The following is an 18,762-nucleotide window of genomic DNA, read 5'->3' as shown; positions in this document are numbered from 1 at the left end:
CCGGAGATGACAACGGAGGAACCGATATGTCACAAGATCCATTCCAGGAACGCGAAGCTGAGAAGTACGCGAATCCCATCCCGAGCCGGGAATTTATCCTCGAACATTTAACCAAACGGGAAAAGCCTGCCAGCCGCGATGAGCTGGCCATCGAGTTGAATATTGAGGGCGAAGAACAAATAGAAGCGCTGCGCCGCCGCCTGCGCGCGATGGAGCGCGACGGTCAGCTGGTCTTCACACGCCGCCAGTGCTATGCGCTGCCGGAGCGTCTTGATCTCCTCAAAGGTACCGTTATTGGCCACCGTGATGGCTATGGATTCCTGCGCGTTGAAGGGCGCAAGGACGATCTGTATCTGTCGTCAGAGCAGATGAAAACCTGTATTCACGGTGACCAGGTGCTGGCCCAGCCGCTGGGTGCGGACCGTAAGGGCCGCCGCGAGGCGCGCATCGTTCGTGTGCTGGTACCGAAAACCAGCCAGATTGTTGGCCGCTACTTCACCGACGCTGGCGTCGGCTTCGTCGTCCCGGACGACAGCCGCCTGAGTTTCGATATCCTGATCCCGCCTGAAGATATTATGGGCGCGCGGATGGGCTACGTGGTGGTGGTCGAACTGACCCAGCGCCCAACCCGCCGCACCAAAGCGGTCGGGAAAATCGTCGAAGTGCTGGGCGACAACATGGGCACCGGCATGGCCGTCGATATGGCGCTGCGTACCCATGAAATTCCTTACGTCTGGCCGCCGGCGGTGGAAAAACAAGTTTCCGGCCTCAAAGAGCAGGTGCCGGAAGAGGCGAAAGCCGGACGCGTCGATCTGCGCTCTCTGCCGCTGGTCACTATTGATGGCGAAGATGCCCGCGACTTCGATGACGCGGTGTACTGCGAGAAGAAACGCGGCGGCGGCTGGCGTCTGTGGGTGGCTATCGCCGACGTGAGCTACTATGTGCGCCCTGGTACGCCGCTGGACGGCGAAGCGCGTAGCCGCGGGACGTCGGTCTACTTCCCGTCGCAGGTGGTACCGATGCTGCCGGAAGTGCTGTCGAACGGCCTGTGCTCGCTGAACCCGCAGGTCGATCGCCTGTGTATGGTGTGCGAGATGACGATTTCGTCAAAAGGCCGCCTGACCGGCTTTAAGTTCTATGAAGCGGTGATGAGTTCACATGCTCGCCTGACCTACACCAAAGTGTGGCATATGCTGCAGGGCGATCAGGAGCTGCGCGAACACTACGCGCCGCTGGTGAAGCATATTGAAGAGCTGCATAACCTCTACAAAGTGCTGGAGAGCGCCCGCGAAGAGCGCGGCGGTATCTCATTTGAAAGTGAAGAAGCTAAATTCATCTTCAATGCCGAACGCCGTATTGAGCGTATCGAACAGACTCAGCGTAACGATGCGCATAAGCTGATTGAAGAGTGTATGATCCTGGCGAACATCTCCGCCGCGCGTTTCGTTGAGAAAGCGCAGGAGCCGGCACTGTTCCGTATCCACGATAAGCCAAGCACCGAAGCGATTACCTCGTTCCGTACCGTGCTGGCTGAGCTGGGACTGGAGCTGCCGGGCGGCAACAAGCCGGAGCCGCGCGATTACGCCGAACTGTTGACCTCCATTGCCGATCGTCCGGATGCCGAAATGCTGCAAACGATGCTCCTGCGCTCCATGAAGCAGGCGGTCTACGATCCGGAAAACCGTGGCCACTTTGGCCTGGCACTGCAGTCATACGCCCACTTCACCTCGCCGATTCGCCGCTACCCGGATCTGTCGCTCCACCGCGCCATCAAGTATCTGCTGGCAAAAGAGCAGGGACATAAAGGGAATAGCACCGAGACCGGCGGCTGGCACTACAGCATGGAAGAGATGCTCCAGCTGGGCCAGCACTGTTCGATGACCGAGCGCCGCGCCGACGAAGCGACGCGTGAAGTGTCCGACTGGCTGAAGTGCGACTTCATGCAGGATCAGGTGGGCAACACCTTCTCCGGTGTCATCGCCAGCGTGACCGGCTTTGGCTTCTTTGTCCGCCTGAACGATCTGTTTATCGATGGTCTGGTGCATGTCTCCTCCCTGGATAACGACTATTACCGTTTTGACCAGGTTGGCCAGCGGCTGATCGGCGAGTCCGGCGGCCAGACTTATCGTCTGGGCGACCGCGTGGAAGTCCGCGTGGAAGCCGTCAACATGGATGAGCGTAAGATTGATTTCAGCCTGATTTCCAGCGAGCGTGCGCCGCGTAATGTTGGCAAAACCGCCCGTGAGAAAGCGAAAAAGAGCACCTCTGGCAAACCGGGTGGCCGTCGCCGCCAGGTGGGTAAACAGGTGAACTTCGAGCCGGATAGCGCGTTCCGCAAAGAAAAAGACCAGGCTAAAGCGAAGCCCAAAGGCGAGAAGAAAGCGAAAAAACCGTCGGCGAAAACACAGAAAATCGCCGCCGCGACCAAAGCCAAGCGCGCGGCAAAGAAGAAAATCGCCGAGTGATTGACGTCCCTTCACTCCAGAAGTCTGCTGGCGCAGAACGGGGTGAAGGGGACGGATAACAGAACCTAAAACGAGTACATCAATGAGTGAAATGATTTACGGCATCCATGCGGTGCAGGCACTGCTGGAACGCGCACCTGAGCGTTTTCAGGAAGTTTATATTCTGAAAGGCCGTGAGGATAAGCGCCTGCTGCCGCTGATCCATGCCCTGGAAGCGCAGGGCGTGGTGATTCAGGTGGCCAACCGCCAGTTCCTCGATGAGAAGAGCGAAGGCGCGGTGCATCAGGGGATCATTGCCCGCGTGAAGCCAGGACGTCAGTATCAGGAGAACGATCTGCCGGATCTGCTGGCGCAGCACGATCAGCCGTTCCTGCTGATCCTCGACGGCGTAACCGATCCGCACAACCTCGGCGCCTGCCTGCGTAGCGCTGATGCCGCTGGTGTGCATGCGGTGATCGTGCCAAAAGATCGTTCCGCTCAGCTGAATGCGACGGCGAAGAAAGTGGCCTGCGGCGCGGCGGAGAACGTCCCGCTGATCCGCGTGACCAACCTGGCGCGTACCATGCGTCTGCTGCAGGAAGCGAACGTCTGGATCGTCGGGACCGCTGGCGAAGCCGACCATACGCTGTTCCAGAGCAAAATGACCGGCCCGATGGCGCTGGTGATGGGCGCTGAAGGTGAAGGTATGCGTCGTCTGACCCGCGAGCACTGCGATGAGCTGATCAGCATCCCGATGGCGGGTAGCGTCTCCTCGCTGAACGTCTCGGTGGCCACCGGCATCTGCCTGTTTGAAGCGGTGCGCCAGCGCAGCTAAGCTGAACCGTCGACGAATCCAAAAAAGCCATCCTCCGGGATGGCTTTTTTGTGACCGCTTTCGCGGGCGAGAATCCCCCTGGAAAACCATACTTATGGCTATCGCCATTGATGGAGGGAGACACGATGCACTGGCAAACGCACACCGTTTTTAATCAACCGACTCCGCTGAATAACAGCAATCTTTTCCTGTCCGATACCGCCCTACGAGAAGCGGTGGCTCGCGAAGGCGCTGGCTGGGATGGCGATTTGCTCGCCAGCATAGGCCAGCAGCTGGGGACCGCCGAATCGCTGGAGCTGGGACGCCTGGCCAACAGTAACCCGCCGGAGCTGCTGCGCTATGACGCCACCGGCGCCCGGCTGGACGACGTGCGCTTTCATCCCGCCTGGCACCTGCTGATGCAGGGGCTGTGTGCGAACCGGGTGCATAACCTCGCCTGGCAGGAGGATGCCCGCGAAGGCGCGTTTGTGGCGCGTGCCGCCCGCTTTCTGCTCCATGCCCAGGTGGAGGCCGGGACGTTGTGCCCGATTACCATGACCTTCGCCGCGACGCCCCTGCTGCAGCACGCCCTGCCCGCGCCCTTTCGCGACTGGCTGTCGCCGCTGCTGAGCGACCGTTACGATCCCCACCTCGCGCCTGGCGGCCAGAAGCGCGGCCTGCTGATCGGCATGGGGATGACCGAGAAGCAAGGGGGCTCCGATGTGCTGAGCAATACCACCCGAGCGGAGAAAACGGCGGAAGGGTTTTACCGGCTGGTGGGACACAAGTGGTTCTTCTCAGTGCCGCAGAGCGATGCCCACCTGGTGCTGGCCCAGGCCCCCGCGGGACTGTCGTGCTTCTTTGTGCCGCGTCTGCTGCCCGACGGGCAGCGCAACGGCGTGCGTCTTGAACGCTTAAAAGAGAAGCTTGGCAACCGCTCCAACGCCAGCAGTGAAGTGGAGTTTTATGATGCCTGCGGCTGGCTGGTGGGCGAAGAGGGCGACGGCGTGCGGCAGATCCTCAGGATGGGCGGCCTGACCCGCTTTGACTGCGCGCTGGGCAGCCATGCCCTGATGCGTCGCGCCTTCTCGGTGGCGCTGTATCACGCGCTACAGCGTCAGGCGTTTGGCAAAAACCTGGTCGATCAGCCGATGATGCGCCAGCTGCTGGGGCAAATGGCGCTGCGTCTGGAGGGGCAAACCGCGTTTCTGTTTCGCCTGGCTCGCGCCTGGGACCGTCGGGAGGATGCCCGGGAAAGCGCCTGGGCGCGCCTGTTTACGCCGGCGGCCAAGTTTGCCATCTGTAAGGCCGGCATCCCGTTTGTCGCCGAGGCGATGGAAGTGCTCGGCGGCATCGGCTATTGCGAGGAGAGCGAACTCCCGCGCCTCTACCGTGAGATGCCGGTCAACAGCATCTGGGAAGGTTCCGGCAACATTATGTGTCTCGATGTCATGCGGGTGCTCAGCAAGCAGCCGGCGGCGATGGAGCTGCTGGCGGCAGAGTGCGCGGAGGTGAAAGGACAGAATCGCCATCTCGACCGCGCGTGGCGTCAACTGCAGCAGCTGCTGAGACGGCCCGCCGAAGAGCAGGGGAGAGAGATTGCCCGGCTGGTCTATCGTCTTGGCGCGGGGGCGCAGATGCTGCGCCACGCTTCGCCGCCGCTGGCTGAAGCCTGGTGTCGGATGATGCTCGACACCCGCGGCGGCATGCGTCTTGATGCGCCGACCCTCGACGACCTGCTGCTGCGGGCCATGGGGCGCGGGCGCCAGGCGCCTCAGGCGTAGAGAATGGCCTGAACGCGCCAGCTGTCCGGCTGTTGTTCTTCGTACATCTGAATAATGCGATACCAGGAGGCGCCTTGCTCGTCCGCTTTGCGGGCAATGGCGTGCTCCACATCCTGTTGGCTGCCGGAAAGATTAGTGACGGAGATCAGACCGATTTCATTCAGGCCAGTGACGCAATCCGCGCTGGCGAATTCGGCTGACTGCGCGGACGTATTGGCCGTCGCAGCGGTAAACAGCAGGCTGGGTAGGGTAAAAGATCGTTTCATCGTCAGCTCCATTTCACGTAGTCCCAAGGGCAGTCCGTTGCTAACGTCCTGCCAGGTGGCTGGCCGAACGTTATTATGCACAGGAGAACGTGAATGGACGCAAAGCTGTGTAAAGCAGATTTAAAGACGCCGCCTCGTCATCGACGATAGAGGATCGCCTGCGAATACCACTGGCCGGGTACCATGGTGTCATCGATCATGATGATGACGTAGTAATCGGCTTTGGCCGCTTCTGCTTTGGCCTTCAGCGCCGCTTCGACATCCATCGGCGAACCGTACATCAGCACACTCACCGTGGCCATTTTCTGCAGGCCAGCCGTCTGGTTACGCTGGATCTCCTGCGGATGGGCGGTGGCGGGCGGCGGGGCTTCCGGCGTTCCCTGCAGGGCACTACACCCGCTGAGGACGATAGCCAGTAACCACGGTGAAAACCTGCGCATAACCATATCTCGTTTCCTGATAGTGATAGTGTAGTGGTAGCCTTAACAGGATTGCCGGGGAATGTTCCCGAACTGTTATCTCTGACGCGATTTTCGAATGAAAATGTTGTGAAAGCGTAACCGGGTTCTCAACATTATGAATCGTAGCAAACTGGGTTGCCCGGTGAATGAATTTTCCCATGACGCCTTACCACGATAGAGAAGGGAGACGATAAATGATTGCACTAGAAATGCGCAACCTCGGCGGCGGTGAAATTTTGCATGCCTGCCCGCAGGAGAGTCTGGATAAACCCTTGCCCTGTATCGTCTTTTATCATGGCTTTACCTCCTCGAAGCTGGTTTACAGCTACTTTGCGGTGGCGTTGGCCGAGGCGGGCTTCCGGGTGATCATGCCGGATGCGCCGGAGCATGGGGCGCGTTATCAGGGCGACGAAGCCGGGCGGATGCAGCGCTTCTGGCCGATCCTGCAGCAGAATTTCAGGGAGTTTCCCGCGTTGCGCGAGGCGATTATCGCCGAGGGATGGCTGGAGGGAGAGCGGCTGGCGGTGGCTGGCGCCTCGATGGGAGGGATGACGGCGCTGGGCATCATGACGCACCATCCCGAACTGAACAGCGTCGCTTGTCTGATGGGGTCGGGCTATTTTCGTTCGCTGTCGCAAACCCTGTTTCCCTCGCCTGGCTTTGATGCTGACAGTCTCCGCGAATGGGATGTCAGCCATCAGCTGGCGTCCCTTGCCCGGCGACCGCTGTTGCTCTGGCATGGGGACGCTGACGATGTGGTGCCGCCGGAAGAGACCTTCCGTCTTGAGCAGGCGCTGCGGCAAGGCGATCTTGCCGCCAGGCTGACCTGCCTCTGGCAAAAGGGCGTCCGCCATCGTATTACGCCAGAGGCGCTGGCCGCGACGGTCGCCTTTTTCCGCCAGCATCTTTAAACGCGGATCACGCTGACGCCCTGATCCTCAAGCTGTTTGAGGATTGCGGCATCAGCCTGTTTCCCGGTGATCACCACGTCAATTTGCCCGGCCTGGCTGAATAACATCCCGGCGCGCTCGCCGACCTTGCTGCTGTCGACCAGCACCGCCAGTTTGCCGACCACGTTGAGCATTTTCTGCTCGGCCATGGCGGTCAACATATCGGTTTTGTAGAGCCCTTCGGCGGTGAGTCCTTTGCCGCTGGTGAACATCCAGTGCCCGGCATACAGGCTGTTTTCGCTACCGTGGGGGCTGAGTGTGATGGCGTGGCTGCGGTTGTACTGTCCACCCATGATAATCACGCTGTCGTGCTCCTGGTCGATCAGGTAATTAGCCAGCGGCAGATAGTTGGTGATGATCTGCACCGGTTTACCGCACAGTTCCCGCCCCAGCAGAAAGGCGGTGGAGCCGCAGTTAATGACGATACTTTCCCCCGGCGCGATCAGCTGCGAAGCGGCGCGTGCGATACGCACTTTTTCATCCAGGTTTTGCGCCTGATGGATATTCATCGGCGTCCAGCGGGGGCGCTGCTCACTAATGGCTTCCGCGCCATTGCGAACCTTTTTCAGTTTGCCGCTTTCATCCAGCTTGTTGATATCACGTCGGGCGGTTGCGGGTGAGATCCCGAGCCGCGACATCACCTGCTCTACGGTAACAAACCCCGTTTGGGCGAGCAGATCCAGCAGAATTTGGTGCCTTTGCGCTTCCGTCATGAGCGAATCCGATTAAAAGTGAACGGCAAAGATGATATTTGAAATCATGTGAAAATACTAACCCTGAGACGGGGTATTTCCGGCAGGCAGTGCCTGCCGGAGGCGGCTTACAGGAAGGATTTGAACGGCAGGTCCGGCTCAATGGTGAAGCAGTCATCGAAGCCGCGCGGGTAGTGATATTCGAAATTGTCTTTATCCAGCGGCCAGGTAAATTTGCCGCCGACCTGCCAGATAAACGGCTTGAAGCCGTACTTCAGACGATCCTTTTTCATCTCCCACAGGACGCGGATCTCCTGCGGATCGGCCTGAAAGTTTGACCAGATATCATGGTGGAACGGGATCACCACTTTGGCGTTGAGCGACTCCGCCATACGCAGGATATCGGCGCTGGTCATTTTGTCGGTGATGCCGCGCGGGTTCTCGCCATACGAGCCGAGGGCGACGTCAATTTGATGCTCGTTGCCGTGCTTCGCGTAGTAGTTGGAGTAGTGGGAATCGCCGCTGTGGTAGAGATTGCCGCCCGGCGTTTTAAACAGATAGTTGACTGCGCGCTGGTCCATGCCGTCCGGCAGCACGCCGGCGGCTTTTTGATCCGCCGGGAGGGTGATCAGCGCTGTGCGATCAAACGCGTCGAGCGCGTGGATCTCAATGTCTTTGATCTTCACCACATCACCGGGCTTCATGACGATACAGCGCGCTTTCGGTACGCCCCAGCCGATCCACAGGTCGACACAGGTTTTCGGCCCAATAAAGGGCACATCGGCCGGGCAGTTCTGCATCACGGCGGCGGCGACGTTGACGTCAATATGATCGTTATGATCATGGGTCGCCAGTACTGCGTCAATCTGGCGAATGGCGAACGGATCGAGCACGAACGGGGTGGTGCGCAGGTTCGGCTGCAGTTTCTTCACCCCCGCCATCCGCTGCATTTGATGGCCGGTTTTCATCAGCGGATTGCCGTGGCTCTGTTTACCGGTGCCGCACCAGAAATCGACGCAGACGTTAGCCCCACCCTCGGATTTTAACCAGATGCCGGTACAGCCCAGCCACCACATGGCGAAGGTGCCTGGCGCAACCTGCTCTTGTTCAATCTCTTCATTCAGCCAGCTACCCCATTCCGGAAAAGTGTTCAGGATCCATGATTCTCGGGTGATGGTTTGGACTTTACTCATCGCGGTCTTCCTCATGCATTTTCAAAAGTGATCAGTATTTGATTGGTTTTGATTTATGTTGTCACTGTGTTTTCAAGATTGCAATCTCGTTTTCCTGCATTTTTGCGAGGCGTCGCGCATAATTTCCGGGCTCCATCCGCTCAAATTGACGTTAGATGTTGTTTTATCTATATGATTTAAAAATGTTTATTTGTGTGTCTACGTACATAATTGGTAATGACCAGAGTGAAAGTGAGGATTATTGCGGCGTACGTCACATTTAATCAAATTCAATCTTGTTGTGATTATTTTTGATTATTAGAGTGAGGGCGACGACAACTGCTGAGCGACATGCGCGTTCAAAGCCTTCCTCTTCTGGAGTGTGTTATGGAGATCCTCTACAACATCTTTACCGTCTTCTTTAATCAGGTCATGACCAATGCCCCGCTGCTGCTGGGTATCGTGACCTGCCTTGGCTATATCCTGTTGCGTAAAAGCGTCAGCGTGATTATCAAAGGTACGATCAAAACCATCATTGGTTTCATGCTGTTACAAGCCGGTTCCGGCATCCTCACCAGCACCTTTAAGCCGGTGGTGGCGAAAATGTCAGAGGTCTATGGCATCAATGGCGCGATTTCCGATACTTACGCCTCGATGATGGCGACCATCGACCGGATGGGCGAGGCCTACAGCTGGGTAGGGTATGCGGTGCTCCTGGCACTGGCGCTGAACATCTGTTACGTCCTGCTGCGCCGCATTACCGGTATCCGCACCATCATGCTGACTGGCCATATCATGTTTCAGCAGGCGGGGCTGATTGCGGTCTCGTTCTTCATCTTTGGTTACGGGATGTGGACGACCATTATCTGCACCGCGGTACTGGTCTCTCTGTACTGGGGGATCACCTCCAACATGATGTTCAAGCCTACCCAACTGGTCACCGACGGCTGCGGTTTTTCCATCGGTCACCAGCAGCAGTTTGCCTCGTGGATTGCTTACAAAGTGGCGCCGTATCTGGGGAAAAAAGAGGAGAGCGTCGAAGACCTCAAGCTGCCCGGCTGGCTGAATATCTTCCACGACAACATCGTCTCTACCGCGATTGTGATGACCATTTTCTTTGGCGCGATCCTGCTTTCCTTCGGTATTGATGTGGTGCAGGCGATGGCGGGCAAAACCCACTGGACGGTCTATATCCTGCAGACCGGTTTCTCCTTCGCGGTGGCCATTTTCATCATTACCCAGGGCGTGCGGATGTTCGTCGCCGAACTGTCCGAAGCCTTCAACGGCATCTCGCAACGCCTGATCCCCGGCGCGGTGCTGGCGATTGACTGCGCCGCGATCTACAGCTTTGCGCCGAATGCGGTGGTGTGGGGCTTTATGTGGGGCACCATCGGCCAGCTGATTGCCGTCGGCATTCTGGTCGGCATCGGCTCTTCAATTCTGATTATTCCAGGCTTTATCCCGATGTTCTTCTCCAACGCGACGATTGGCGTTTTTGCCAACCATTTCGGCGGCTGGCGTGCGGCGCTCAAGATCTGCCTGGTGATGGGCATGGTTGAAATTTTCGGCTGCGTATGGGCGGTGAAGCTCACCGGTATGAGCGCCTGGATGGGGATGGCGGACTGGTCGATTCTGGCGCCGCCGATGATGCAGGGCTTCGCCTCCATCGGGCTGGCGTTTATGGCCGTCATCATCCTGATTGCACTGGCTTATATGTTCTTCGCCGGCCGCGCGCTGCGTGCCGAGGAAGACGCGGAAAAACAACTGGCAGAGGCCTCTGCCCAATAAGGAGTTCTGATTATGACCGTACGTATTCTGGCTGTGTGTGGCAACGGGCAAGGCAGTTCCATGATCATGAAAATGAAGGTGGATCAGTTCCTGACGCAATCCAACATCGACCACACGGTAAACAGCTGCGCGGTAGGTGAATACAAAAGCGAACTGAACGGCGCGGATATCATCATCGCTTCAACCCATATCGCGGGGGAGATTACCGTCTCCGGCAATAAACACGTGGTGGGCGTACGCAATATGCTGTCGCCGGCGGATTTCGGCCCAAAACTGCTGGAGGTGATTAAAACTCACTTCCCGCAGGACGTGAAATAAGGAGCGGCCATGAAACTTCATGAATCGCTGGCGCAGAACCACTCCATTCGCCTGCAGGCGGAAGCGGAAACCTGGCAGGAGGCGGTAAAAATCGGCGTCGACCTGCTGGTGGCCGCCGACGTCGTGGAACCGCGCTATTACCAGGCCATTCTCGACGGCGTGGCCGAGCACGGCCCCTATTTTGTGATTGCCCCCGGGCTGGCGATGCCGCACGGGCGGCCGGAAGAGGGCGTCAAAAAAACCGGCTTTGCGCTGGTCACGCTAAAGAAACCGCTGATTTTCAACCATGAAGATAACGACCCGGTCGACATTCTGATCACCATGGCGGCGGTTGACGCCACCACCCACCAGGAGGTGGGCATCATGCAGATCGTTAACCTGTTTGACGATGAAGCCAATTTCGACCGTTTACGCGCCTGCCGTAGCGAGCAGGAAGTGCTGGATTTAATCAAAAACGCCACCGCGGCGGCTGTTTAAAAGGAACACCATCATGTCATTACCTATGTTACAGGTCGCTCTGGACAACCAAACGCTGGCCAGCGCCTATGAAACGACCCGCCTGATCGCCGAAGAGGTGGATATCATTGAAGTCGGCACTATTCTTTGCGTCGGCGAAGGGGTGCGTGCGGTGCGCGATCTGAAGGCGCTGTATCCGCATAAAATCGTGCTGGCGGACGCCAAAATTGCCGACGCCGGCAAGATCCTGTCGCGGATGTGCTTTGAAGCCAACGCCGACTGGGTCACGGTGATCTGCTGTGCCGATATCAATACCGCCAAAGGGGCGCTGGACGTCGCCAAAGAATTTAACGGCGATGTGCAAATTGAGCTGACCGGCTTCTGGACCTGGGAGCAGGCGCAGGCATGGCGCGAGGCGGGTATTCAGCAGGTGGTCTATCACCGCAGCCGCGACGCACAGGCGGCAGGCGTGGCGTGGAGCGAGGCGGATATCAGCGCGATTAAACGTTTGTCCGATATGGGCTTCAAAGTGACTGTCACCGGCGGTCTGGCGCTGGAAGACCTGCCGCTGTTCGCGGGTATCCCTATTCACGTCTTTATTGCCGGGCGCAGCATCCGCGATGCCGCCTCGCCGGTGGAAGCGGCGCGCCAGTTTAAACGCTCTATCGCCCAGCTGTGGGGTTAAGGAGCGGTTATGTTGGCGAAATCCATTCCGCTCGGCATCTATGAAAAAGCGCTCCCCGCCGGGGAGTGCTGGCTGGAGCGGCTGCAGCTGGCGAAGGCGCTGGGCTTTGATTTTGTGGAAATGTCTCTCGATGAAACGGACGTGCGCCTTGCGCGACTGGACTGGAGCCCCGAGCAGCGTCTGGCGCTGGTCAAGGCGGTGGCTGACACCGGCGTCCGGGTACCATCGATGTGCCTTAGCGCCCATCGCCGTTTTCCGCTGGGTAGTGAAGACGACGCGGTGCGTCATCAGGGGCTGGAAATTATGCGTAAAGCCATCCAGCTGGCGCAGGATGTGGGGATCCGGGTGATCCAGCTGGCAGGCTACGACGTCTATTACCAGCAGGCGAACGATGAGACGCGCCGCCGCTTTCGCGACGGCCTGAAACAGAGCGTCGAAATGGCCAGCCGTGCCCAGGTCACGCTGGCGATGGAGATCATGGATTACCCGCTGATGAACTCGATCAGTAAGGCCTTAGGCTACGCCCATTACCTGAATAATCCGTGGTTCCAGCTTTACCCTGATATCGGCAATCTGTCAGCGTGGGATAACGACGTCCAGATGGAACTGAAGGCGGGGAGCGGGCATATCGTGGCGGTACACGTCAAAGACACGAAACCTGGCGTCTTTAAAAACGTGCCGTTTGGCGAAGGGGTGGTCGATTTTGAACGCTGCTTCGAAACGCTCAAGCAGACCGGCTACTGCGGACCGTATCTGATTGAGATGTGGAGCGAAACCAGCGCTGATCCGCTGGCGGAGGTGGCGAAGGCACGTGACTGGGTGAAGGCGCGGATGGCCCGCGCGGGCCTGATGGAGGCGGCGTAATGCAACAACTGAAACAGCAGGTGTTCGAGGCCAATATGGATCTGCCGCGCTACGGTCTGGTGACCTTCACCTGGGGCAATGTCAGCGCCATTGACCGGCAGCGCGGGCTGGTGGCGATCAAGCCCAGCGGCGTCGCCTATGAGACCATGAAGGCGGACGATATGGTTGTCGTGGATCTTGAGGGCAACGTGGTGGAAGGGCTGTATCGCCCCTCCTCTGATACCGCCACCCATCTGGCGCTCTATCGTCGTTATCCCGACCTTGGCGGAGTGGTGCATACCCACTCGACGCATGCCACCGCCTGGGCGCAGGCGGGGCTGGCGATCCCGGCGCTCGGCACCACCCATGCGGACTACTTCTTCGGTGATATCCCCTGTACCCGGGCGCTTAGCGCACAGGAGGTGGACGAGGCTTACGAGCTGAACACCGGGCAGGTGATTATCGAAACGCTGGGCGCGTCGAATCCGCTGCATACGCCTGGGATCGTCGTCTATCAGCACGGGCCGTTTGCCTGGGGCAAAGACGCCCACGAGGCGGTACACAACGCGGTGGTAATGGAAGAAGTGGCGCGCATGGCGTGGATTGCCCGCGGGATTAATCCGCAGTTGCAGCCCATCGATAGCTGGCTGATGAATAAGCATTTTCAGCGTAAGCATGGGCCAAACGCCTACTATGGGCAAAAGTAGATAGCGCGCTCCGGGGCTTTCACCCCTCACGGTGAAGCAACTGGTCTGGCCCCGGAGCCGTTTTTTTAGCCCTGACGATAGGCCGACGGCATCACGCGCATGCCGATGAGCGTGACCATACAAATTATCGCGCCGGCGTAAAACGTCGAGGCGGCGCCGAAGGTTTCCCACAGTACCCCTGCGCCGGTACTGGCCAGCAGCAGCGCCAGGCCGCTCATCAGGTTGAACATACCGAATGCCGTACCGCGTAGTTCCGGCGGCGCGGTATGCGCAACCATCGCTGCCAGCAGGCCCTGGGTCATTCCCATATGAATCCCCCACAGCGCGACGCCGAGCAGTAGCGTACTCCAGTGGCCGCTGAGCGCCAGCACGATATCGGCGAGGATCAGCACCAGCAGTCCCCACTGCAGCAGTTTGCTGTGGCTCATGCTGTCTGAGAGTTTACCGAACGGGTAAGCCGTGAGGCTGTAGACCAGGTTCATCGCCACCATCACCAGCGGGATGGTAAACAGCGGGATCTCCATCTGCTGGGCGCGCAGCACCAGAAAGGCTTCGCTGAAGCGGGCGAGGGTGAAGATGCTGCCGATGGCGACTACCCACCAGTAGGCGGCGGAGAGCTTTTTCAGGTTTTCGCGCTTCAGCGGATTGCTGCGTTTGTGTGCGATGGCGGATTTTGGCTCCTGCAGGCCAAACCCGAGCAGGAGAATGGAGAGCACGGCGGGAATGACCGCCACCCAGAAAATAGCGTGAAAATCGTTGGCCCAGATAAACATCAGCAGCACCGCCAGCAGCGGGCCGAGAAAGGCGCCGACGGTATCCAGCGCCTGGCGGAGCCCGTAGGCGGCGCCGCGGATCTCCGGCGGGGTGACGTCGGCAACCAGCGCATCGCGCGGCGCGCCGCGAATACCTTTGCCTACGCGGTCAATCATGCGGGCGCTAAACACCACTCCGGCGGTGGGGGCGATGGCAAACAGCGGCTTACTGAGCGCGCCCAGGCCGTATCCCAGCAGCGCTAGTCCTTTGCGCTTGCCGACATAGTCGCTGATCACGCCGGAGAAGACTTTCAGGATCAGGGCGGTGGCTTCCGCCAGTCCCTCGATAAGACCGATAATTATCACGCTGGCGCCGAGGGTGGTGGCCATAAACAACGGTAAGAGGCTGTGGATCATCTCGGAGGAGACATCCATCAGCAGGCTGACGCCGCCGAGTACCCAAACGCCTTTGGGGATACGGCCTAAAGTGGCGAAACGCGGAACCATCAATCACTCCTGATTATCAAATGGCGAGTGGCTGATTAAATCAGGTTGCGATGGCGCTGATAAGTCGGTTTGTAAAATAATTCTCAATTGCGTTTAGGTGAAAACCTCGCTTCGCCCCTCGCGAAGAGAGGCGAAGAGTCGGGCAGGCGTTAGCGGTATATCACCGCGCTGGCGCGAAGCGGGCCGTTGGTTTCGGGTTCGTGCATCAGGATAGGCTGAAAGTATTTCGCCCCCTGCGCATCGCTCATCTGGCTAAGGGCCTGCTCGGCCTCGTGCTCAGTGGCCATGTTATGATTGATATAGATAACGCCGAGGCTCTGCACGTCGTCCATGTTGCGGGCCTGACGTTCGGTGATTTGGATAGCTGCCAGCGCGTTGGCGCTGAAGAAAAGCGCAGCCATCATGGCGATGATTTTCAGTTTCATATACTACGCTCCTGACTGACAGTCCTGACGCTGACTCGGGGGCTCTCCTGTGGTCGTTTGGCTCTGATATAAGTGTAATCGCTGCGCGTTCGTCGCATGGCGACCTTTTCTGATGCAGTCGTTCAAAAAAATGCCGCTTCCTTTATTGGTTAATTTTAAATCACCCACTTAGCGCCACTTGGCGCTTAGTGCGAATTATTTGTGCAAATCCGCTTGTGTTCCTGGGGGGGCGCCATTAGAATGACGCGTCAATTTTTCAGCCGCCCTTTAACACGTTCCTTGCCTCCATGGGCCGCGGCTGACCCAGACAGGAGGCTGAATAATCCGTAAGGAGCAATTCGATGCGTCATTACGAAATCGTTTTTATGGTCCATCCTGACCAGAGCGAACAGGTTCCGGGCATGATCGAACGTTACACTGGTGCAATCACTGCAGCAGCAGGTACGATCCACCGTCTGGAAGACTGGGGCCGCCGTCAGCTGGCTTATCCGATCAACAAACTGCACAAAGCTCACTACGTTCTGCTGAACGTTGAAGCGCCGCAGGAAGCGATCGATGAGCTGGAAACTAACTTCCGCTTCAACGACGCCGTTATCCGCAGCATGGTAATGCGTACTAAGCACGCTGTTACCGAAGCATCTCCGATGGTTAAAGCGAAAGACGAGCGCCGTGAGCGTCGCGAAGATTTCGCCAACGAAACCGCAGATGATTCTGAAGCTGGGGATTCTGAAGAGTAATCCTGATGACCAACCGTCTGGAGCTGTCCGGCATTATTTGCAGGACTCCACTTCGTAAGGTCAGCCCGTCAGGAATTCCTCACTGCCAGTTCGTGCTTGAGCATCGTTCAGTGCAGGAGGAAGCCGGTTTTCACCGGCAGGCATGGTGTCAAATGCCCGTTATTATTAGCGGTCACGAAAACCAGGCCATTACTCACAGTATAACGGTCGGTAGCGCAGTAACCGTTCGAGGGTTCATCTCTTGCCATAAGGCAAAGAACGGCTTGAGCAAAATGGTTCTGCATGCCGAGCAGATTGAATTGATAGATTCTGGAGACTAGCCATATGGCACGTTATTTCCGTCGTCGCAAGTTCTGCCGTTTCACCGCGGAAGGCGTTCAAGAGATCGACTATAAAGATATCGCTACGCTGAAAAACTACATCACCGAAAGCGGTAAGATTGTCCCGAGCCGTATCACCGGTACCCGTGCAAAATACCAGCGTCAGCTGGCTCGCGCTATCAAACGCGCTCGCTACCTGTCCCTGCTGCCGTACACTGATCGTCATCAGTAATCGGTCACGGTCCATTAATACGACTTTGAGAGGATAAGGTAATGCAAGTTATTCTGCTTGATAAAGTAGCAAACCTGGGTAGCCTGGGTGATCAGGTTAACGTTAAAGCGGGCTATGCTCGTAACTTCCTGGTCCCGCAGGGTAAAGCTGTTCCTGCTACCAAGAAAAACGTTGAATTCTTCGAAGCACGTCGCGCTGAACTGGAAGCCAAACTGGCTGACGTTCTGTCAGCTGCTGAAGCTCGTGCTGCGCAGATCAACGCCCTGGAATCCGTAACCATCGCGTCCAAAGCTGGCGACGAAGGTAAACTGTTCGGTTCCATCGGTACTCGCGACATCGCTGACGCTGTTACTGCAGCAGGCGTTAAAGTTGCTAAGAGCGAAGTTCGCCTGCCGAACGGCGTTCTGCGTAACGTTGGCGAGCACGAAGTGGACTTCCAGGTTCACAGCGAAGTATTCGCTAAAGTTATCATCAACGTGGTTGCTGAGTAATCGGCTTCTTACGTTCTGGTAACAACAAATCGCCGGCCTTGTGCCGGCGTTTTGCTTTTTAGCGCCCTTCATTTTGCGGCGGCGTAATGCTTGCTGTCGTCTTCTCCGCTATCGCGCACGCACAAAGCTGCCGTTCGACTGGCGGGTAAACAACACCTGCTGGCCGTTGCCGGTATCGATAGTGAGGCCGGTGACTACGCCGTTGGCGTTCTGCCGAATTTGCACCGTCTGTCCACTCTGCAACGTGCTTAATGGTTTGCCAGCGCCTTCAACCTGCGCCATCGCGTAGACGTCGGTGGCCGGCAGCCCATGATCGCGGAACAGCTGGGCCAGGGTTTTGCCTGACTCGATGCGATAGGTCCGCCACTGCTGCTCAATGCCCGGTGCGGACTGCTGCTGCGAGGATTGATACGGTTGGGAAGCAGGCTGCTGCGTCTGCGCCTGATCTGGCTGCTCGTCCTGAATCGGCTCCGGGGCGACGGGCGCCATCTGATCGGCATCGCTCACGGTCGGCGTATTGGTGATCGGCGGGAGCGGAACGGCCTGATTGCCGCCAGCTTGCGGCTGGGACTGCGACTGCAGATTCAGGTTTGCTTCACGGCTGGTGGAGGCCGGGTTTTGGCTATCGTCTGAGGGAAGCAGAATGCCGATGATAACCAACAGGAAGCCTGCGATGATACCCCGGCGGTGCATCGGGGGCAGCGGGTCCAGGAGGCGAAAATGATCCGGGGCGTGCCAGATCTTCGCCAGGGTAGATGTCAGTTCAAAGCGCCCGGGCATGGCTTTCCTCCTGCTCCGCATATTTTTATCCTGCATATGAGTATAGATGGCTAACGTCCTGATGACCGGAACAAAGTAAAGTTAACCTGCTGCCGCCTATTGTTTCTGTTTCGCTGAGATTTGTCATCATCCGCCGACAAAGTTTTACCCATTTCGCTATGGCTGTTATGCTTTCGCACGCTTTTCTCTTGATGTTTATCACCCAAAAAGGAACAAAGATGGCAACCCCAACTTTTGACACTATCGAAGCGCAGGCAAGTTACGGTATCGGCTTGCAGGTTGGACAACAGCTGAGCGAATCCGGCCTGCAGGGGCTGCTGCCGGAAGCGCTGGTAGCGGGTATCGCTGATGCGCTGGAAGGTAACCAGCCGCAGGTGCCGGTAGAAGCCGTTCACCGTGCGCTGCGTGAAATCCACGAGCGTGCTGACGCCGTACGCCGCGAACGTTTCCAGGCTATGGCCGCCGACGGCCAGAAATACCTCGATGAAAACCGCGAGAAAGAGGGTGTGAATAGCACCGAATCTGGTCTGCAGTTCCGCGTACTGACCCAGGGCGAAGGCCCGATCCCGGCACGTACCGATCGCGTACGCGTGCACTACACCGGTAAACTGATCGACGGCACCGTCTTCGACAGCTCCGTCGCCCGTGGTGAGCCAGCTGAATTCCCGGTGACCGGCGTGATCGGCGGCTGGATTGAAGCGCTGACCCTGATGCCGGTCGGTTCTAAATGGGAACTGACGATCCCGCACAACCTGGCCTACGGCGAACGCGGCGCTGGCGCGTCGATTCCTCCGTTCAGCACCCTGATCTTCGAAGTTGAACTGCTGGATATTATCTAAACAGCAGAGGCTTCCTCTTCCCTTAAGGCGGGGGAAGCCGCAAAAATAGCGTAAAATCCTTAAGTTAAAAATTAATTAGAATTATGTTTTGCATTCATCGCGTATGGGTGTATTTTTGTGAGCTATTTCGCGGTGGATGAGTGATATAACACTCACTTTAAACATAAAATTAACATTATATCTAAATCATAGTATTCATCCCTCCGATTCTTACCTAATATCGACTAGCCCTTGCTGGGGTTAATGACAGACGACGGGCCATCAGAGCCTGAACAACACAGACAGGTACAACAGGAAGA

Annotated in this window: 22 protein-coding genes; 15 read left to right on the top strand and 7 right to left on the bottom strand. The window is 57.7% G+C overall.

Annotated elements, in window-relative coordinates; translation table 11 throughout:
• The first annotated feature begins 26 nt into the window (after nucleotides 1–26).
• From rnr to SP68_RS23445, 3 genes are all read left to right on the top strand, one after another.
• Entirely contained in the window at nucleotides 27–2,465 is a 2,439-nt protein-coding gene (gene rnr, locus SP68_RS23455) for a ribonuclease R (RefSeq protein WP_008807189.1), read from the top strand.
• An 82-nt stretch (nucleotides 2,466–2,547) separates the two neighbouring features.
• On the top strand, nucleotides 2,548–3,279 hold the full coding sequence (gene rlmB / locus SP68_RS23450; RefSeq protein WP_008807188.1) for a 23S rRNA (guanosine(2251)-2'-O)-methyltransferase RlmB: 732 nt from the start codon (nucleotides 2,548–2,550) through the stop codon (nucleotides 3,277–3,279).
• A 125-nt stretch (nucleotides 3,280–3,404) separates the two neighbouring features.
• Nucleotides 3,405–5,042 carry an isovaleryl-CoA dehydrogenase gene (locus SP68_RS23445; protein WP_038422026.1) on the top strand — a complete coding sequence of 546 codons (1,638 nt, stop codon included), beginning with the start codon at nucleotides 3,405–3,407 and terminating at the stop codon, nucleotides 5,040–5,042.
• Here SP68_RS23445 and yjfN read toward each other — a convergent pair.
• Entirely contained in the window at nucleotides 5,033–5,308 is a 276-nt protein-coding gene (gene yjfN / locus SP68_RS23440; RefSeq protein WP_008807186.1) for a DUF1471 family protease activator YjfN, read from the bottom strand. The genes SP68_RS23445 and yjfN overlap by 10 nt on opposite strands.
• Before the next feature lie 137 nt (nucleotides 5,309–5,445).
• A complete protein-coding gene (bsmA, locus tag SP68_RS23435; protein WP_040971218.1) occupies nucleotides 5,446–5,754 on the bottom strand; it encodes a biofilm peroxide resistance protein BsmA in 309 nt (102 codons plus the stop codon).
• 209 nt (nucleotides 5,755–5,963) lie between these two features.
• Here bsmA and yjfP point away from each other — a divergent pair, with 209 nt between their 5' ends.
• Nucleotides 5,964–6,680 (top strand): esterase, encoded by a 717-nt coding sequence (gene yjfP, locus SP68_RS23430; protein ID WP_040971220.1) that lies wholly within the window; start codon nucleotides 5,964–5,966, stop codon nucleotides 6,678–6,680.
• Here the strand turns inward: yjfP and ulaR are convergent.
• Together ulaR and ulaG are read right to left on the bottom strand one after the other, a co-directional pair.
• A complete protein-coding gene (gene ulaR / locus SP68_RS23425; RefSeq protein WP_008807183.1) occupies nucleotides 6,677–7,432 on the bottom strand; it encodes an HTH-type transcriptional regulator UlaR in 756 nt (251 codons plus the stop codon). The genes yjfP and ulaR overlap by 4 nt on opposite strands.
• A gap of 107 nt (nucleotides 7,433–7,539) precedes the next feature.
• Nucleotides 7,540–8,604, bottom strand: a complete 1,065-nt coding sequence (gene ulaG, locus SP68_RS23420; protein ID WP_008807182.1) for an L-ascorbate 6-phosphate lactonase — start codon at nucleotides 8,602–8,604, stop codon at nucleotides 7,540–7,542.
• Between the two features lie 366 nt (nucleotides 8,605–8,970).
• Here ulaG and ulaA point away from each other — a divergent pair, with 366 nt between their 5' ends.
• The 6 genes from ulaA to SP68_RS23390 are packed head-to-tail and all read left to right on the top strand — an operon-like array spanning nucleotide 8,971 to nucleotide 13,380.
• On the top strand, nucleotides 8,971–10,371 hold the full coding sequence (gene ulaA / locus SP68_RS23415) for a PTS ascorbate transporter subunit IIC (protein WP_012543107.1): 1,401 nt from the start codon (nucleotides 8,971–8,973) through the stop codon (nucleotides 10,369–10,371).
• Between the two features lie 12 nt (nucleotides 10,372–10,383).
• Nucleotides 10,384–10,689 (top strand): PTS ascorbate transporter subunit IIB, encoded by a 306-nt coding sequence (ulaB, locus tag SP68_RS23410; protein ID WP_023291723.1) that lies wholly within the window; start codon nucleotides 10,384–10,386, stop codon nucleotides 10,687–10,689.
• 9 nt (nucleotides 10,690–10,698) lie between these two features.
• The gene (gene ulaC, locus SP68_RS23405) at nucleotides 10,699–11,166 is read left to right on the top strand and encodes a PTS ascorbate transporter subunit IIA (protein ID WP_040217711.1); all 468 of its coding nucleotides are present in this window, start codon (nucleotides 10,699–10,701) and stop codon (nucleotides 11,164–11,166) included.
• A gap of 13 nt (nucleotides 11,167–11,179) precedes the next feature.
• Nucleotides 11,180–11,830: a 3-keto-L-gulonate-6-phosphate decarboxylase UlaD gene (gene ulaD / locus SP68_RS23400; protein ID WP_008807179.1), complete on the top strand. Its 651-nt coding sequence runs from the start codon at nucleotides 11,180–11,182 to the stop codon at nucleotides 11,828–11,830.
• Between the two features lie 9 nt (nucleotides 11,831–11,839).
• Nucleotides 11,840–12,694: an L-ribulose-5-phosphate 3-epimerase gene (locus SP68_RS23395; RefSeq protein WP_008807178.1), complete on the top strand. Its 855-nt coding sequence runs from the start codon at nucleotides 11,840–11,842 to the stop codon at nucleotides 12,692–12,694.
• Complete coding sequence (locus SP68_RS23390; RefSeq protein WP_012969108.1) at nucleotides 12,694–13,380, top strand: L-ribulose-5-phosphate 4-epimerase; 687 nt, start codon at nucleotides 12,694–12,696, stop codon at nucleotides 13,378–13,380. The genes SP68_RS23395 and SP68_RS23390 overlap by 1 nt, the downstream gene beginning before the upstream one ends.
• A 65-nt stretch (nucleotides 13,381–13,445) precedes the next feature.
• Here SP68_RS23390 and SP68_RS23385 read toward each other — a convergent pair whose 3' ends face one another.
• Complete coding sequence (locus SP68_RS23385) at nucleotides 13,446–14,639, bottom strand: MFS transporter (RefSeq protein ID WP_008807176.1); 1,194 nt, start codon at nucleotides 14,637–14,639, stop codon at nucleotides 13,446–13,448.
• 149 nt (nucleotides 14,640–14,788) lie between these two features.
• Entirely contained in the window at nucleotides 14,789–15,064 is a 276-nt protein-coding gene (locus tag SP68_RS23380) for a YdgH/BhsA/McbA family protein (RefSeq protein WP_002885689.1), read from the bottom strand.
• Nucleotides 15,065–15,405: 341 nt separating this feature from the next.
• Between SP68_RS23380 and rpsF the strand changes: the two genes are divergently transcribed.
• From rpsF to rplI, 4 genes are read left to right on the top strand one after another with little or no spacing between them, the layout of a single operon-like run.
• Complete coding sequence (gene rpsF, locus SP68_RS23375) at nucleotides 15,406–15,801, top strand: 30S ribosomal protein S6 (protein WP_008807174.1); 396 nt, start codon at nucleotides 15,406–15,408, stop codon at nucleotides 15,799–15,801.
• Nucleotides 15,802–15,806: 5 nt separating this feature from the next.
• Nucleotides 15,807–16,121, top strand: coding sequence for a primosomal replication protein N (gene priB / locus SP68_RS23370; protein WP_002885722.1), 315 nt, complete (start codon nucleotides 15,807–15,809; stop codon nucleotides 16,119–16,121).
• A 4-nt stretch (nucleotides 16,122–16,125) separates the two neighbouring features.
• A complete protein-coding gene (gene rpsR, locus SP68_RS23365) occupies nucleotides 16,126–16,353 on the top strand; it encodes a 30S ribosomal protein S18 (protein WP_000135199.1) in 228 nt (75 codons plus the stop codon).
• A 41-nt stretch (nucleotides 16,354–16,394) separates the two neighbouring features.
• Nucleotides 16,395–16,844 carry a 50S ribosomal protein L9 gene (gene rplI / locus SP68_RS23360; protein WP_008807173.1) on the top strand — a complete coding sequence of 150 codons (450 nt, stop codon included), beginning with the start codon at nucleotides 16,395–16,397 and terminating at the stop codon, nucleotides 16,842–16,844.
• Between the two features lie 108 nt (nucleotides 16,845–16,952).
• Here the strand turns inward: rplI and SP68_RS23355 are convergent, their stop codons facing one another.
• The gene (locus tag SP68_RS23355; RefSeq protein ID WP_012969107.1) at nucleotides 16,953–17,624 is read right to left on the bottom strand and encodes a LysM-like peptidoglycan-binding domain-containing protein; all 672 of its coding nucleotides are present in this window, start codon (nucleotides 17,622–17,624) and stop codon (nucleotides 16,953–16,955) included.
• 218 nt (nucleotides 17,625–17,842) lie between these two features.
• Between SP68_RS23355 and fklB the strand changes: the two genes are divergently transcribed.
• Nucleotides 17,843–18,463 carry an FKBP-type peptidyl-prolyl cis-trans isomerase gene (gene fklB / locus SP68_RS23350; protein ID WP_002886687.1) on the top strand — a complete coding sequence of 207 codons (621 nt, stop codon included), beginning with the start codon at nucleotides 17,843–17,845 and terminating at the stop codon, nucleotides 18,461–18,463.
• Nucleotides 18,464–18,762 lie beyond the last annotated feature (299 nt).

This window comes from Klebsiella variicola (genome assembly GCF_000828055.2).
Lineage (GTDB): Bacteria > Pseudomonadota > Gammaproteobacteria > Enterobacterales > Enterobacteriaceae > Klebsiella > Klebsiella variicola.
This window is presented reverse-complemented; position numbering and strand designations above follow the sequence as displayed.

Excerpts from the sequence above, each read along its gene's own strand:
- rnr (WP_008807189.1), top strand. The coding sequence starts at position 27 with ATGTCACAAGATCCATTCCAGGAACGCGAAGCTGAGAAGTACGCGAAT.
- rlmB (WP_008807188.1), top strand. The coding sequence starts at position 2,548 with ATGAGTGAAATGATTTACGGCATCCATGCGGTGCAGGCACTGCTGGAA.
- SP68_RS23445 (WP_038422026.1), top strand. The coding sequence starts at position 3,405 with ATGCACTGGCAAACGCACACCGTTTTTAATCAACCGACTCCGCTGAAT.
- yjfN (WP_008807186.1), bottom strand. The coding sequence starts at position 5,308 with ATGAAACGATCTTTTACCCTACCCAGCCTGCTGTTTACCGCTGCGACG.
- bsmA (WP_040971218.1), bottom strand. The coding sequence starts at position 5,754 with ATGGTTATGCGCAGGTTTTCACCGTGGTTACTGGCTATCGTCCTCAGC.
- yjfP (WP_040971220.1), top strand. The coding sequence starts at position 5,964 with ATGATTGCACTAGAAATGCGCAACCTCGGCGGCGGTGAAATTTTGCAT.
- ulaR (WP_008807183.1), bottom strand. The coding sequence starts at position 7,432 with ATGACGGAAGCGCAAAGGCACCAAATTCTGCTGGATCTGCTCGCCCAA.
- ulaG (WP_008807182.1), bottom strand. The coding sequence starts at position 8,604 with ATGAGTAAAGTCCAAACCATCACCCGAGAATCATGGATCCTGAACACT.
- ulaA (WP_012543107.1), top strand. The coding sequence starts at position 8,971 with ATGGAGATCCTCTACAACATCTTTACCGTCTTCTTTAATCAGGTCATG.
- ulaB (WP_023291723.1), top strand. The coding sequence starts at position 10,384 with ATGACCGTACGTATTCTGGCTGTGTGTGGCAACGGGCAAGGCAGTTCC.
- ulaC (WP_040217711.1), top strand. The coding sequence starts at position 10,699 with ATGAAACTTCATGAATCGCTGGCGCAGAACCACTCCATTCGCCTGCAG.
- ulaD (WP_008807179.1), top strand. The coding sequence starts at position 11,180 with ATGTCATTACCTATGTTACAGGTCGCTCTGGACAACCAAACGCTGGCC.
- SP68_RS23395 (WP_008807178.1), top strand. The coding sequence starts at position 11,840 with ATGTTGGCGAAATCCATTCCGCTCGGCATCTATGAAAAAGCGCTCCCC.
- SP68_RS23390 (WP_012969108.1), top strand. The coding sequence starts at position 12,694 with ATGCAACAACTGAAACAGCAGGTGTTCGAGGCCAATATGGATCTGCCG.
- SP68_RS23385 (WP_008807176.1), bottom strand. The coding sequence starts at position 14,639 with ATGGTTCCGCGTTTCGCCACTTTAGGCCGTATCCCCAAAGGCGTTTGG.
- SP68_RS23380 (WP_002885689.1), bottom strand. The coding sequence starts at position 15,064 with ATGAAACTGAAAATCATCGCCATGATGGCTGCGCTTTTCTTCAGCGCC.
- rpsF (WP_008807174.1), top strand. The coding sequence starts at position 15,406 with ATGCGTCATTACGAAATCGTTTTTATGGTCCATCCTGACCAGAGCGAA.
- priB (WP_002885722.1), top strand. The coding sequence starts at position 15,807 with ATGACCAACCGTCTGGAGCTGTCCGGCATTATTTGCAGGACTCCACTT.
- rpsR (WP_000135199.1), top strand. The coding sequence starts at position 16,126 with ATGGCACGTTATTTCCGTCGTCGCAAGTTCTGCCGTTTCACCGCGGAA.
- rplI (WP_008807173.1), top strand. The coding sequence starts at position 16,395 with ATGCAAGTTATTCTGCTTGATAAAGTAGCAAACCTGGGTAGCCTGGGT.
- SP68_RS23355 (WP_012969107.1), bottom strand. The coding sequence starts at position 17,624 with ATGCCCGGGCGCTTTGAACTGACATCTACCCTGGCGAAGATCTGGCAC.
- fklB (WP_002886687.1), top strand. The coding sequence starts at position 17,843 with ATGGCAACCCCAACTTTTGACACTATCGAAGCGCAGGCAAGTTACGGT.